Here is a 13,307-nt window from a genome sequence, read left to right on the forward strand (position 1 = left end):
TCTTTCAATGCTTAAATTTTGTTCGTTACGGTTAAAGTGTTCATTATTTAATATTTTTTCCTATTGAAATAAAAGGAAAGTGTCACCCTAATTAAGCCTAATTAAGCCTAATTAAGCCTAATAATCAGGGTGAACGATAAAAATTAATGCTCTAACATGCGATATTTCTCTCTTAAGCGGTTGCGTATAGTAACCGCTGTCATATTCAGTGAAACAATGATGGTCACCAATAAAAATGCAGTAGCAAACACTAATGGACGTGCCGCTTCCACATTAGGGCTTTGGAAACCGACATCATAAATATGAAAACCTAAATGCATAAACTTACGATCTAAATGTAAGTATGGAAAGTTACCATCAAGCGGTAAATTAGGTGCCATTTTCACGACACCAACCAACATCAATGGTGCAACTTCTCCGGCTGCACGCGCAATCGCTAAAATAATACCTGTCATGATCGCAGGGCTGGCAATAGGGAGAATAATACGCCATAACGTTTCAGCCTTTGTCGCGCCTAAGGCTAACGAGCCATGACGCATTGCAGATGGAATTCGAGATAAACCTTCTTCAGTGGATACAATGACCACGGGTAATGTTAATATCGCTAATGTTAATGCAGACCACATAACCCCTGGTGTACCAAAGGTTGGGCTAGGTAAAGTTTCAGCGTAAAATAATTGATCTAAACTGCCACCCACCATATAAACGAAGAAGCCTAAACCAAATACACCATAAACAATTGACGGTACACCCGCTAAGTTAATTACCGCTATACGAAGTAATTTCGTTAGCGCATTCTTTCCAGCATATTCATGCAAATAAATAGCGGCAACCACTCCAAGGGGAGCAACAACAACCGTCATCAATAAAACCATTAATACAGTACCGAATATAGCAGGAAATACACCACCTTCCGTATTAGCTTCTCGAGGGTCATCAACTAAAAAACTGCCAATTTGCTGAATAAATACTGATGCACGACCAAAAACAGATAATTTATTGTTATAAGTTACTTTGAGTATTTCTTCAAAATTTATCTCTATAACTTCGCCACCCATAGCACGAACCACTAATTGGTCACGAGATACTTTGTCACGAATAGCCATTAACTTAGTTTCTAATACTTGATAATCAGCGTTATAACGAGCAACTTCGTCATCAATTTCTTGTTCACGTTCTAGTGTTAATGTTTCATCAAGTATGTGTTTACGCTTTTTCAAACGCAAACGCTCTATTTGATAATTAATAGCGCCGATATCAGCTTTTTGTAATTCTTCCATTTCTTCTTGAAAGTCATCAACACGCTCAACCAACTCAGCCATTTTTTCAATACTTTCAGGCTTACCGTCTAAAATAATTCCTTCAATGTAGCCATAAAAATTACCATTGGTACGACGTTCAACCACCACTAACTCTTCCGGTTTCGACGTTTTGTTAATCAATGGTATTAATAACCAACGAAAATCTAAACTGACTAATTCACGGTTACCCGTTTTAACCAAGATACGTTCAATGGTCTCTTTATTTGGATCTAAACCTAAATTTAAATGCGACAACTGTTTAGTAGGAAGGCTCTCTCGATCGTATATCTCGCCGATAACTGTAACTGCCTGTCCTTGTTCATTTACCGTCTCAAATTGATAAATGTCTGCAGGCCAAAAGTACGATAATCCGCGTGAAGCAATTAACCACAATAAACCTAGAACTGAAATTAAACTGATACTTACTCCGCCAGCAGATAACCACACCCACGGAGAACCAGATTTAAACCAACTATTCATAAACTCAGTTCCTTAACTATAACGAGCTATATTTTTCACGTAAGCGCTGACGTATCAGCTCAGCAAACGTGTTAAAAATAAAGGTGAAAACAAATAAAACAAAAGCGGCTAGAAAGAGAATTCGATAATGCGAACTACCGACTTCAGACTCTGGCATTTCAACAGCGATATTGGCCGCTAACGTACGCATGCCTTGGAAGATACTCCAATCTAAGATTGGGGTATTACCTGTTGCCATAAGAACGATCATAGTTTCGCCTACAGCCCGACCTAACCCCATCATTACCGCAGAAAATATGCCTGGGCTAGCAGTTAACAAAACCACTTTTGCAAGCGTTTGCCACTGCGTTGCACCAAGCGCTAAAGAGCCACTGGTTAAGTGTTTTGGTACACTAAAGATTGCATCTTCTGCCATAGAGAAAATGGTCGGTATTACAGCAAACCCCATCGCTAAACCAACCACTAATGAATTGCGTTGGTCAAAGTCTATATCTAGGTCGTTAGTGATAAATTGTCGAACATCACCACCAAAAAACAAAGTTTCAAAGAAGGGTGATAACAAAAAGGCACTGCCCCCCGCAATCAATAACACCGGAACAAGTATGATCGGTGCCCATGTTTCAGGAATAGTGTTTTTCATTTCTTTGGGCAGCTTATGCCAAGCAAATGCGGTAACAAATACCGAAAGTGGCAACATAATTAATAACATTGCTATTGCAGGTAAATAATTTTCTATTATCGGTGCTAACCATAAACCTGCTAAGAACCCTAAAATAACAGTAGGCAATGCTTCCATTAACTCAATAGTAGGCTTAACTTTTCGGCGCATGCCTGGGGTCATAAAGTACGCGGTATAAATAGCAGCACTTAACGCGATAGGTACAGCAAATAACATCGCGTACATGGCTGCTTTCATCGTACCAAATGAAATAGGTACTAAAGAAAATTTCCCTTCAAAATCATCTGAACCAGACGTTGATTGCCAAATATATTCAGGCTCAGGGTAACCCTCATACCACACTTCTTCCCACAACGCGCTCCATGTTACTTCAGGGTGCTCATTTTCAACGCTGAATATTTTTAACTGCTTATTATCAATAATCACTAGGCCATCAGCACGAGGTGAAATAGCAAATACTGCTGGCTCACTTGTTGTTAATTGGCCACGCCATAAATCTGCTTCACTGGTGGTGTAAAAAACACCCATATTTCCAGATGGCGTTAGGGTGTAAAAGCTTTTACGAAATTGTTCGGTATGAATTTGCGTAATAGCTTCAGTTTCACTAACATCAAAAGTACGAACATTTTTAAATTGACGACCATTGTCAGTAGCCACTTCAAACCACTGCGACACTTTACCGGCACTGCTACCCAATAAAATTGAGCTACTACCTGAAAGTAATGCCATAGAAGTAATATGATGAGGTTTAGTGCTCGTTTGCTCTAATGATGGAATAATGGTGGCTTTAAGTTCGACATCATCTTCATCTGTGAGATCAAAAACAAAAATTTGATCATCACTGCGAACAAAAGCTAACCCCATATCTGGTGTAACTAGAATGTCGTTAACGTGATCAACTGGAAAATCAATTTCTTGATAAACTGCCTCAAACGCGCTGTCGTAAGTAAAGTCATCTTCGGCGATTAAACTTGTTTTAATTAAACGCTGGTCTTGCGTAAAAGCAACAAAAACTGCTTTTTCATCGTTCATACTAAAGGCAAGTTGGGTAAAGTTTTCGCCATTTTCATCAACAGGTATTGAATTTTCACCCAATGGATAAGCTACACTTGGAATAATCTCACGTGTGCCAGAATCAAAATTTGAAAAGAATTTAGCTGCAACAAGTTGTACGCTACCTTCACTATCAATTAATAATTTATTTTCTCTGCCTGCATGAACAACTTTAGTGAGGGTCCTATTATCACTCAATAACTTTTCATTGAGTACTAACGTCCCTTTGTCATGAGCAGCACTTTTAACTAATTGATAAAAATTAATATCACCTTGTTGGGTAATTTGAAAAGCAACTTCTTTGAGTTCATCAACACCTGTTGATAACGTGGGTGCTGCCGTACTTATTTCAAATTGACTAACAGGTTCTATTGTTGCCGACTCAAAAATAGGTTTTATCACATAGAGTAAATATAAAAAGATGAGCACCAGTGTAAATAAAACACTTATGCCACCTACTGTTATTAACCATTGTGCTAATGTATTTTTCAACTGACGTGGGCCAGTCGATTTTAATGCAATTGCCACTTAAAACACCTTCAATTATGGAAACTTTAGTACGATTCCAATTATAAGACAGTTGTATGACATTTTTGTTACAGCCAACGATTACTTTATACATAAATGATAAAACCTGATGTTTTAATCAAACGGTGATTGTTAACTAAGAAAATTTTGTTTATCTTGATGATGAGATAAAAATAAAATATGAGGATGAAATAATGAGCTTAAGCAAAGTCATGTCGAAAAACTTAATTACACTCGAAATTGATGACGATTTAAGTAAAGCCAAAGCAATATTTGACCAACATAACATTCACCATATCTTAATACTCTGCGATAAGCAGCTGGTTGGAGTAGTGACTGATAGAGATTTATACAAGCATTTAAGTCCAACCATTGGTACTAAAAACGAGACACCTCGTGACCATTCAATGTTACAAAAAAAACTGCACTTAATCATGAACCGAAACTTGATAACGGCCGAAAAAGAGACGAGTTTGAATGACGCGGTATTACTATTTTATGACAATCATATTTCATGTTTGCCTATTGTAGATAATAGCATGCAGCCTATTGGAATTGTTAGCTGGCGAGATATTTTAAAAGTTCTTGCTCTGCAGTACAGACTTAAGTTAGCGACGATTAAATAATTGCGGTGATAAATATCAGGGTTGCTTATCTTCGTGATTTATTGTGAACACGCTTTAACCAAGGAATAATAATGTATTTTACGCTCACTCCCTCTCCTTATGGCGATATAGCTTTAACCGCTAATGAACAAGGCTTAACCGCACTAGCTTTTCAAGAAGGCGCACTGCCCTTGATCATTGATGACAATTACACCGAAAGCCCCAGCCACTTCATTGAGGTATGCCAACAACTTAAAGAGTATTTTTTAGGTAAACGAACCACTTTTAATGTGCCTCTTGCGCCACAAGGCACACCTTTTCAACAAAAAGTATGGCAAGCATTACTAAAGATTAAGCAAGGTGATACAAAAAGTTACTTATGGATAGCAAAAAGAATTAATAATGAAAAAGCTGTAAGAGCAGTAGGAGCAGCAAATGGCAGAAATCCTATCGCGTTAATTATACCTTGTCATCGCGTTATTGGTGCCAACGGAAAGTTAACTGGTTATGCAGGTGGTTTAGCCTTAAAAGCAAAATTGCTGATGCATGAAAAAGCACAGTTTAGTGTTTAACTCAAGCCGTGAATAATTGAAAAACAGCCTGTTTAACGTTAACTCAAGTCAACGCTATAAAATAAAAATAAACTTTAGCAAAATTGAATTTGACTGATAAGATGCTTATACCAATTTCATAACGTAGATGAGCTATTTTATACTGGCGATATAGTGGAAAATACAAGGCATAAATATAGTAAGTTGTTATTCTACTTATGCATTTTATAACGCCGTAGTTGGCGATTTTAACCGGTATAAATGATCACATAATGAGTGAGATTTGGTATTAATATTTCTAGAGAATTAATAAGTCATGAGTATAGATATTGTATTTTTTTTTGCCATAGCCGTTATATTGTGGATGGCGTGGTTATTAGTTAAAGCAAAACGCTTTACTAAATTCAAGCAACGAATTGAAGAAGAACTAAAACCGAAAGTCATCGCTAATATATTAGCTGAATTAGAAGAAAATAGAAGTGAGGTATTTCCAAATAACGAGGCTCATCAACACGCGACTATTTATTATTGGTCACAGTATAAAGCACGTATTTTACAAGCCGCTTTACAGCGAGAGATTATTAGCACGCAATGGTTAAAAGATACTGGTAACTTGCGTAATAGCCAGCATCTTTTCCACGTTGAACAAGAATACTTAAATTAGTTGTTCGCTTTAGGTTAATCTTGGCGTTTAAATTGAATATCCCAAACGCCATGGCCTAAATTATTACCGCGGTTCTCAAATTTTGTTAATGGGCGAGAATCTGGCCGCGGTACAAAATCACCATCGGTTGCTAAATTTTTATAGCCCGGCGCTGAATTCATATCTTCGATCATACATTCCGCGTAATTTTCCCAGTCAGTAGCCATGTGAAAAACGCCACCTACGTTAAGCTTTTGGCGGATAGTTTCTACAAACTCTAAAGAAACAATCCGACGTTTGTGGTGCTTCTTTTTATGCCACGGGTCAGGGAAAAATAATTGCACCGTCGTTAGCGAACTATTAGGAATACAATCAGCGAGCACTTCTATCGCGTCGTGTTCAAAAACCTTTAAATTATCAACGCCTTCTTCTTTTGCTAATGAAATACAAGCGCCAACCCCTGGGCGATGCACTTCAACACCAACAAAGTTTAGCTCTGGGGCATTTTTTGCCATTTCAACTAAAGATTTCCCCATACCAAAACCGATTTCTAAAATAACAGGGTTACTGTTATTAAATAGCTGAGCAAAATCAATCATTGCGTCTGAATGGTTCAAGCCCATGGTTGCCCAAAACTGCTCTAAAGCACTCGCTTGTCCTTTTGTTAAGCGCCCTTCGCGCTTAACAAAACTACGCACTTTACGAATATATTTGCCTTCTTTCTCGGCTTGTTCAACGGTCTTGTGGCTGTTTTCTGTTTTATCTGTCATACATTTCTTCAATATAATCCAAGTTTAATTCTAAATAAATGCGCTTTAAACAAAGCTGTGAAAAATTTCAGAGCCTGCGCTTATACTGCATAAACAATAGCACTGAAACACACAAAAAATGCTAATAGTGCCAAACAAAGCTCATTTATAAAAATAAAATTATTCAGCCCACCAAACATCGTAAAGCTCGCTAACAGCAACGGCTGTAGCGCCATTTTTATTTAACCATGACTCAACAGTAGTGCGGTGTTCATCGGTACATTTACCAATATTTTGAGTACACACGATACCATGCCATAACACGTCGCCTTCGCCACCAAAACCTAAGCCATTAGGTTGAATAACTTCATTGAAAAAGTTATTTAAAAAGGTATCAACGGTATCATTATCAGTGCCGTCAGCTAATTTAAAAGCAACATCAAAACCTAATTCTTGATATTCATCAACACGTAATTTTTTACGTAAACGGCGGTTACGGTTTTTAGCATTTAATTTCATTTTAATTCCTTAAGACTTGGGGAGTACATTTTGAGTAATAATCTCGATATTTATATGGACGAGAGCATAATGGCATTATAAATTTTTGCAATAAAAAATGCACATTTATTCGTGTCCACTTTTTAGGTAAACTAAGCGCCTATGACAAATAAAACTCAAATATCATCAAAATCAGCGCAGTATTTTGCCACGCAAACACTCGACTGGTACCAAGCCCAAGGTCGAAAACATTTACCTTGGCAGCAAAATAAAACCCCATACCGCGTATGGATCTCAGAAATAATGTTGCAACAAACCCAAGTAGCAACCGTTATTCCTTACTATCAACGTTTCATGGACAGTTTCCCAACCATTGAAGATTTGGCCAAAGCAGATGAAGACAACGTGTTACATCACTGGACAGGTTTAGGCTATTACGCTCGAGCACGTAACTTACACAAAACAGCAAAAATCATTCATCAACAATTCCAAGGGAATTTCCCCGAAAACATTGAGCAAGTAATTGCCCTACCCGGCATTGGCCGCTCAACCGCTGGTGCTATTTTAAGTTTGGCACTCAACAAACATCACGCCATTCTAGACGGTAATGTAAAACGTGTGTTAGCACGTTGCTATATGGTTGAAGGCCATAATGGCCAAAGTAAGTATGAGAAAGCCTTGTGGCCTATTGCTGAAGCACTAACCCCCAAAGAAGGTGTTGCGCAGTTTAACCAAGCGATGATGGACTTAGGCTCACTGATTTGTACGCGCAGTAAACCTAAATGTGAACTTTGCCCATTAAATGAAAGTTGTTTAGCTTTTTCGTTGGGCGAACAAAGTAGCTATCCACAAAAGAAACCAAAGAAAACCATTCCTGAAAAACAAACGATCATGGTAATACCCCGTATTAACCATCAAGTTTTATTAGAAAAACGTCCACCGAGTGGAATATGGGGCGGCTTATGGTGCTTTTTAGAAGTTCAGCACGAAGATGAGATTGCCATTTTATTAGCAAAACTTCACCTGAAACAAACTTCAGTGCAATCGTTAACAAAGTTTCGTCATACCTTTAGCCATTTTCATTTAGATATTGAGCCAATAGTGATTGACTGTGAACAGTTATCTATAAAAGAAATCAACGAAAACAGCCAACAACAGTGGTACAATTTAGCCACAACAGCATCGGTTGGCTTAGCAGCATCAACACAAAAACTGATCACTTTATTAAAGCCATGATGTTTTCGAGTAGTATTTGTCGAAAATTTATAACCAAGAACAAGAGAAATAATTTATGAGCCGTATAGTATTTTGTCAAAACTTAAAAAAAGACGCTGAAGGATTAGGATTTCAACTTTACCCAGGAGAAGTGGGTAAACGTATTTTTGATAACATTAGTCAAGAAGCATTTAAAAACTGGCAACAAAAACAAACCATGATTATTAATGAGAAAAAAATGAACATGATGGAGCCAAATGACCGTGCTTTTTTAGAAACAGCCATGATCGCTTATCTTTTTGAAGGAAAAGAACCAGAAATTGAAGGCTACGTTCCACCTAAAAAGTAGTGACGGAACAACTTTTTTTATTGAATATTTTGATTAAATAACGATTTTACGCTGACTATTCCGACAATAAGCAGAAAAAACAAGCAAACAAACATTTATTTAAAAAAAAGGGTTGACGAACAAAACGAAAAACAGTTTAATACGCCCCGTCTTCAAGGCAAAGCCGAAAAGACAGCAGATTAGACACTGCCTCGATAGCTCAGTCGGTAGAGCAGAGGATTGAAAATCCTCGTGTCCCTGGTTCGATTCCGGGTCGAGGCACCATCTATTCATACACTATTTGAATATTTGTTGCTTAGTTTTAAAAGAAACATTTATTCGGTGCCAAAGTATTATTCGTAACTAAATAATACTGCACACGTTCTTCGTGTGCCGACTTAGCTCAGTTGGTAGAGCAACTGACTTGTAATCAGTAGGTCGCCAGTTCGACTCCGGCAGTCGGCACCATTTATTCTCTTCGGAGAAGAAACGAAACCTTAACAGCAATGTTAAGGTTTTTTTTCGTCTGAAATTTAACAAACTATAGAGAATATCTCAGTAGTAACGATTAGCACCTTTACCTCACCTACTCTGTACTTTGTGCGTTATTTACATCGTTTATACTAATAAGCTAATAGCCACGACACACATTACTATCCAATCCCCTGCTAAGACACTGCATTTCTCTTAGTCCAATTTTCAGTACTAAAAAACGAATATTGTGTAAATAATGCTATTCAACCCAGAACATTCATATATATGTTAAAGTTTTATTTTCTGTTTATTAACTAAAAAGTGATTAATGTACCTATCATTTGCTGATATTTTTGACCTTTTCCTGAGATTTTTAGCTGTAGGTCAACTTTCTTTATTGTGCCATTACATATTATCAAAGAACCAAAACTTATCTTCTGCATTAGCGGTTTCAGTTAATATTTGTTTATGTGCTTATCTTTTGCTGACAGCCCCCATACCTGATCACTATTACGGCATATTAAGAGGCATACTTTTATTTTTCACCGAAGTTGCACCTTATTTACTTTGGTTGCTCGTTTTATTACATTTCAAAGATAATTTTCAACCAACGAAATGGTCCATTTGGATTAAAGTTAGCATTGGATTAATGTTACTTTGGTTTATATACTTTTTTGGTTACATCAAAGGAAGTGGCAGTTTTCATCAAGTTAACCATGTAATACAGCTCTTTTTTATCATCCATATTATTTATGTTGCCGTACAAGAGTTTCCAGATGATTTAGTTCAAGCGAGGCGAAATGCTAGGTTAGTCACGATAATTTGCACTTGTATATATTTAATATTGATATTGATATTGGAGTTAGGTAATGCGGCAATAAGAGACTCTTCTATTTTTAGTCTCGTAAATGCAGGACTCATTTTAGTTTCAACTTCTTTTTTTAGTTGGCACTATTTTAATAATAGATTCACAGAAAAAACTAAAACCGCATCAATTGAAGAAATAAAAGACAATGATAATTATCCCCCTTCTATCCCGCTAGTTTTTAAAAATGTTTATCAACAACTTAATCAATTAATGCAAGATGGCTTTTATACGGAAACTCAGTTATCAATTAAACAGTTGGCAAACAAACTTAAAATGCCAGAACATCAATTACGTGAATTAATTAATAAACATTTAGGCTTTAGAAATTTTTCAGACTTTCTAAGCAGCTACCGAATTCCCGCGGCATGTGTACAATTTGAAGATATAACGTTCATTCGCAAACCTATTTTGACAATAGCTTTAGAGTTGGGCTATGGGTCAATTGCCACCTTTAATCGTACATTCAAAGCGCAAAAAGGCATGACACCTAAAGAATATCGCAATAAATTTCAAAAATGATCAGTGTTTTTTAGTATTGATAAGTTTTAATGGGCCGAATTGTTTAGCATTTACATATCAACTTCAAAGAGTAATTTACATGTTAAAGTTCACAAAAGTTAAAATTATTAGTATCGGCTTATTCGCAACTCTGTTCATATTAATTTGGCCAATTTATGAGAGTATGGCCCACAAAAACAAGGTGAGTTTTCTTCCATTTTATCAATTTGATGAAATACCGAAAACTAGCCCAACCGACCAAATACTCTATCAAGAGAACTACACAGAAGCAGCAAACAAAGCATTAGATGTAATAACAACACATAAAGTCGCGATTAATGCGCCAGCAATTTCAGCTGCCGTATCTATTGACGGTAAATTAGTTTGGGCTGGTGCGTCTGGTTGGTCAGATATAGAAAATAAAACGCCGGTTACTACGAATACCCAGTTTAGAATTGGCAGTACCGCAAAGGCATTAACAGGAACGGCTCTTGCGAGAATGTATGATGTGAAGATGATTGATCTTGATAAGAATATTTCTAGCTATATGAAAGACTTGTCTAATGATGCTTGGAAAGACATCACTAGCCGTCAACTTGCTTCACATATGGCAGGCCTGCCACACTATAAACAAAATACTGATTATGTAGGATTATACAAAACGTTAACGTTATCTACCCGCTATGAAGATGTTGAAGATTCGCTTTCGATATTTGATAGTAGCGAACTTTTATTTGAGCCCGGAACACAATTTTCCTATTCAACACTTGGCACAGTTTTACTTAGTGCTGTTATGGAGAATGCCGCGAATATGCCTTATCTTGAAATTATGAAAAAACAAGTCTTTGACCCGCTTAAAATGAACGCGACCTTGGCTGAGTTTCAAGGAGAAAATTCTAAAAATTTAGCCAAGTTTTATTGGAATAATAACGGACGTTCGACCCAAGTCAGACAATGGCGCGATGTTGACCTTAGCCATAGGTTAGCTGGTGGTGGCTTTATATCCACTTCTTCAGATCTTGTTAAAGTGGGCAACGCTTTCTTGGATGATGAATTTATCTCAGCCAAAACACGTGGTGTTTTTTGGACACCGCAAAAATTACCAGACGGAAGCGAAACCCCCGATGGCTATTCACTAGGTTGGCGAGTTTTGACAAGAAACATTGACCCAGAAGTTGGAGAAATAACCTTTGCTAACCATGGTGGGGTTTCAAGAGGCGCTCAAAGCTGGTTGATGGTTTTGCCTGAGCATAATATATCGGTTGCGATTAACATTAATTCAAATACTAAAGTTTTCTGGGATTTTGGCAAAGTATCAATGCAAGTGTTAAAACCTTTTTTATTGGCAAAAATTGCAATGGAGCAAAGAGTACCCATTTCACAATAAACATAATTTAGCATTCCCCTAAACTATAGATATTTTGGAAAACTGATTTATGATTTCAATCAGTCTTCAATAAACTAAAACAACGTTTTACATCATTAGTACAAAATCCTACTTTAAGCGTCTAGGGCTATTATTTTATAAAGGCACGCATACTATACACTGAAGCTATATTAACAGTAGAGAACTCTTCTCAAGCGTTACCTTGGAATCAGTAGATACTAATTAGACTTTTGTTGTTGGCACTATTAATTCAGAGACAAATAAAGCCTAGTGATAAATTTATCACTAGGCTTTATTAAAACATTTAGACGCTTTAGTTTATTAGAATGGACCTGTAGTTATTTCAGATATTTGCCATAAAATTTTCCAAAGACTATTACCGTGCAGATAATAAATATCATCATTGTGGAATATGCCTCGATCATCGCACCCCGAAACATAATTCGCTTCCGAAGGTTCTGAATTTACGACTGGTTTAACGCTACCTATTTAAAGTAAGGTTGCATCAACATCGTTACCAGTAACTTCAATTAGCTCTAGGGAATTGTCTGGCATCCAAATGTTAAACTCTTGCCCTGTTAAACGATCCACTACACTTTCTAATAACCACCTTTCTACCGGTAAACCAAAGCGATGGGTATTATTGTCGGTTTTTAGTTAGGTTAACGCATGATAATCAAATTCAACAGGGGTATAACCGTTTTCATAAACAATAGATTTAATTTCAAGGGGATTATTCATATTACTTACGTCAAATAAACTTATTTTGGCGCCTTCAATAATAGGCGTAGTTCCATCATCTTCAGCGAGAAAAAGTCTATTGGGATCAACGTTATGGCCTATTCTCCAAGTAGGCGTTCTGATATCGGGTGTAAGTATGATGAATAGCCTGGAATTTCAAGTGCACCCGTAATTTGTGAATGGCACAAAGCGAGCTGTAAACTTAGCAGATCAAAACTAAGAGGATGTCAGTTTATCATTGAGCTACCTAAAAGTGAGATTGTATAACGGGCTGGGCAACAAAGTAAGTTACAAAGACGCGTAGCTATTTCAAAAAATTCACTTTAACCTTCCCCTCGTGCCTCTTTTTTCATTTTTGGCCATTTTATCAAGAATCTTTTGTTCAATATCTATCTCTTGCCAATGGGCAATATCTAACACCCTAAGAATAATGTCGGCTAATTCTTCTCCAAAAGCATCCGTAGGCTTTTCGTTTCGACACTCATTGATCGCTTCTCCTACTTCGGAGGCAACTAAAGCAAGGGCTTCTAAAGTCGTTTTATTGTGCCAGCCCATTTTTTCTACCCAAAGATAGTTCTTTTCAGCTATTTCATTAATATTCATGTCTTTCACTCACTAAGTTTAACTATTGGTTAACTTACTATCATATCTAAGTGAATTCACTCTAAAAATAAAATTTGATACTTAGTTGCCAAATGAAAAATAACGT

At 36.9% G+C, this 13,307-nt stretch carries 14 protein-coding genes and 2 tRNA genes; 9 read left to right on the forward strand and 7 right to left on the reverse strand.

Features of this window, described 5'->3' with window-relative positions; translation table 11 throughout:
* Nucleotides 1–143 precede the first annotated feature (143 nt).
* Together pstA and H4J52_RS11115 are read right to left on the reverse strand one after the other, a co-directional pair.
* On the reverse strand, nucleotides 144–1,781 hold the full coding sequence (gene pstA, locus H4J52_RS11110; RefSeq protein ID WP_182177015.1) for a phosphate ABC transporter permease PstA: 1,638 nt from the start codon (nucleotides 1,779–1,781) through the stop codon (nucleotides 144–146).
* 16 nt (nucleotides 1,782–1,797) lie between these two features.
* Nucleotides 1,798–4,041 carry an ABC transporter permease subunit gene (locus H4J52_RS11115; RefSeq protein ID WP_182177016.1) on the reverse strand — a complete coding sequence of 748 codons (2,244 nt, stop codon included), beginning with the start codon at nucleotides 4,039–4,041 and terminating at the stop codon, nucleotides 1,798–1,800.
* Nucleotides 4,042–4,235: 194 nt separating this feature from the next.
* Between H4J52_RS11115 and H4J52_RS11120 the strand changes: the two genes are divergently transcribed.
* The 3 genes from H4J52_RS11120 (at nucleotide 4,236) to H4J52_RS11130 (ending at nucleotide 5,861) form a co-directional block, all read left to right on the forward strand.
* Nucleotides 4,236–4,667 carry a CBS domain-containing protein gene (locus H4J52_RS11120; protein ID WP_182177017.1) on the forward strand — a complete coding sequence of 144 codons (432 nt, stop codon included), beginning with the start codon at nucleotides 4,236–4,238 and terminating at the stop codon, nucleotides 4,665–4,667.
* A 71-nt stretch (nucleotides 4,668–4,738) separates the two neighbouring features.
* On the forward strand, nucleotides 4,739–5,218 hold the full coding sequence (locus H4J52_RS11125) for a methylated-DNA--[protein]-cysteine S-methyltransferase (RefSeq protein WP_182177018.1): 480 nt from the start codon (nucleotides 4,739–4,741) through the stop codon (nucleotides 5,216–5,218).
* A 295-nt stretch (nucleotides 5,219–5,513) separates the two neighbouring features.
* Nucleotides 5,514–5,861, forward strand: coding sequence for a hypothetical protein (locus H4J52_RS11130; RefSeq protein ID WP_220459969.1), 348 nt, complete (start codon nucleotides 5,514–5,516; stop codon nucleotides 5,859–5,861).
* Between the two features lie 14 nt (nucleotides 5,862–5,875).
* Here H4J52_RS11130 and trmB read toward each other — a convergent pair whose 3' ends face one another.
* Together trmB and H4J52_RS11140 are read right to left on the reverse strand one after the other, a co-directional pair.
* Nucleotides 5,876–6,610, reverse strand: a complete 735-nt coding sequence (gene trmB / locus H4J52_RS11135) for a tRNA (guanosine(46)-N7)-methyltransferase TrmB (protein WP_182177019.1) — start codon at nucleotides 6,608–6,610, stop codon at nucleotides 5,876–5,878.
* Between the two features lie 159 nt (nucleotides 6,611–6,769).
* The gene (locus tag H4J52_RS11140; protein WP_182177020.1) at nucleotides 6,770–7,108 is read right to left on the reverse strand and encodes a 50S ribosome-binding protein YggL; all 339 of its coding nucleotides are present in this window, start codon (nucleotides 7,106–7,108) and stop codon (nucleotides 6,770–6,772) included.
* A gap of 141 nt (nucleotides 7,109–7,249) precedes the next feature.
* Here H4J52_RS11140 and mutY point away from each other — a divergent pair, with 141 nt between their 5' ends.
* The 6 genes from mutY to H4J52_RS11170 all read left to right on the forward strand — a co-directional run bounded on the left by mutY (nucleotide 7,250) and on the right by H4J52_RS11170 (nucleotide 11,857).
* On the forward strand, nucleotides 7,250–8,323 hold the full coding sequence (mutY, locus tag H4J52_RS11145; RefSeq protein WP_182177021.1) for an A/G-specific adenine glycosylase: 1,074 nt from the start codon (nucleotides 7,250–7,252) through the stop codon (nucleotides 8,321–8,323).
* 55 nt (nucleotides 8,324–8,378) lie between these two features.
* The gene (locus H4J52_RS11150) at nucleotides 8,379–8,651 is read left to right on the forward strand and encodes an oxidative damage protection protein (RefSeq protein WP_182177022.1); all 273 of its coding nucleotides are present in this window, start codon (nucleotides 8,379–8,381) and stop codon (nucleotides 8,649–8,651) included.
* A gap of 188 nt (nucleotides 8,652–8,839) precedes the next feature.
* A tRNA-Phe gene (locus H4J52_RS11155) sits at nucleotides 8,840–8,915 on the forward strand.
* 107 nt (nucleotides 8,916–9,022) lie between these two features.
* A tRNA-Thr gene (locus tag H4J52_RS11160) sits at nucleotides 9,023–9,098 on the forward strand.
* Between the two features lie 334 nt (nucleotides 9,099–9,432).
* Nucleotides 9,433–10,491, forward strand: a complete 1,059-nt coding sequence (locus H4J52_RS11165; protein ID WP_182177023.1) for an AraC family transcriptional regulator — start codon at nucleotides 9,433–9,435, stop codon at nucleotides 10,489–10,491.
* Between the two features lie 163 nt (nucleotides 10,492–10,654).
* Nucleotides 10,655–11,857, forward strand: a complete 1,203-nt coding sequence (locus H4J52_RS11170; RefSeq protein ID WP_182177024.1) for a serine hydrolase — start codon at nucleotides 10,655–10,657, stop codon at nucleotides 11,855–11,857.
* A gap of 657 nt (nucleotides 11,858–12,514) precedes the next feature.
* On the opposite strand, the gene H4J52_RS20490 is transcribed toward H4J52_RS11170, so the two are convergent.
* From H4J52_RS20490 to H4J52_RS11180, 3 genes are all read right to left on the reverse strand, one after another.
* On the reverse strand, nucleotides 12,515–12,736 hold the full coding sequence (locus H4J52_RS20490) for a beta-propeller domain-containing protein (RefSeq protein WP_404851962.1): 222 nt from the start codon (nucleotides 12,734–12,736) through the stop codon (nucleotides 12,515–12,517).
* Complete coding sequence (locus H4J52_RS20495) at nucleotides 12,697–12,786, reverse strand: beta-propeller domain-containing protein (protein WP_182188807.1); 90 nt, start codon at nucleotides 12,784–12,786, stop codon at nucleotides 12,697–12,699. Before H4J52_RS20495 ends, H4J52_RS20490 begins: the two co-directional genes overlap by 40 nt.
* 130 nt (nucleotides 12,787–12,916) lie before the next feature.
* A complete protein-coding gene (locus H4J52_RS11180) occupies nucleotides 12,917–13,201 on the reverse strand; it encodes a MazG nucleotide pyrophosphohydrolase domain-containing protein (RefSeq protein ID WP_182177025.1) in 285 nt (94 codons plus the stop codon).
* Nucleotides 13,202–13,307 lie beyond the last annotated feature (106 nt).

Origin of the sequence: Colwellia sp. MB02u-14 (assembly GCF_014076915.1) — a bacterium.
In the GTDB taxonomy this organism is placed as follows: Bacteria; Pseudomonadota; Gammaproteobacteria; order Enterobacterales; family Alteromonadaceae; genus Colwellia_A.

Coding starts and splice junctions, on each gene's coding strand:
- H4J52_RS11130 (WP_220459969.1), top strand. CDS start 5,514: ATGAGTATAGATATTGTATTTTTTTTTGCCATAGCCGTTATATTGTGG.
- H4J52_RS11120 (WP_182177017.1), top strand. CDS start 4,236: ATGAGCTTAAGCAAAGTCATGTCGAAAAACTTAATTACACTCGAAATT.
- H4J52_RS11150 (WP_182177022.1), top strand. CDS start 8,379: ATGAGCCGTATAGTATTTTGTCAAAACTTAAAAAAAGACGCTGAAGGA.
- H4J52_RS11125 (WP_182177018.1), top strand. CDS start 4,739: ATGTATTTTACGCTCACTCCCTCTCCTTATGGCGATATAGCTTTAACC.
- H4J52_RS11165 (WP_182177023.1), top strand. CDS start 9,433: ATGTACCTATCATTTGCTGATATTTTTGACCTTTTCCTGAGATTTTTA.
- H4J52_RS11180 (WP_182177025.1), bottom strand. CDS start 13,201: ATGAATATTAATGAAATAGCTGAAAAGAACTATCTTTGGGTAGAAAAA.
- trmB (WP_182177019.1), bottom strand. CDS start 6,610: ATGACAGATAAAACAGAAAACAGCCACAAGACCGTTGAACAAGCCGAG.
- H4J52_RS11140 (WP_182177020.1), bottom strand. CDS start 7,108: ATGAAATTAAATGCTAAAAACCGTAACCGCCGTTTACGTAAAAAATTA.
- mutY (WP_182177021.1), top strand. CDS start 7,250: ATGACAAATAAAACTCAAATATCATCAAAATCAGCGCAGTATTTTGCC.
- H4J52_RS11170 (WP_182177024.1), top strand. CDS start 10,655: ATGGCCCACAAAAACAAGGTGAGTTTTCTTCCATTTTATCAATTTGAT.
- pstA (WP_182177015.1), bottom strand. CDS start 1,781: ATGAATAGTTGGTTTAAATCTGGTTCTCCGTGGGTGTGGTTATCTGCT.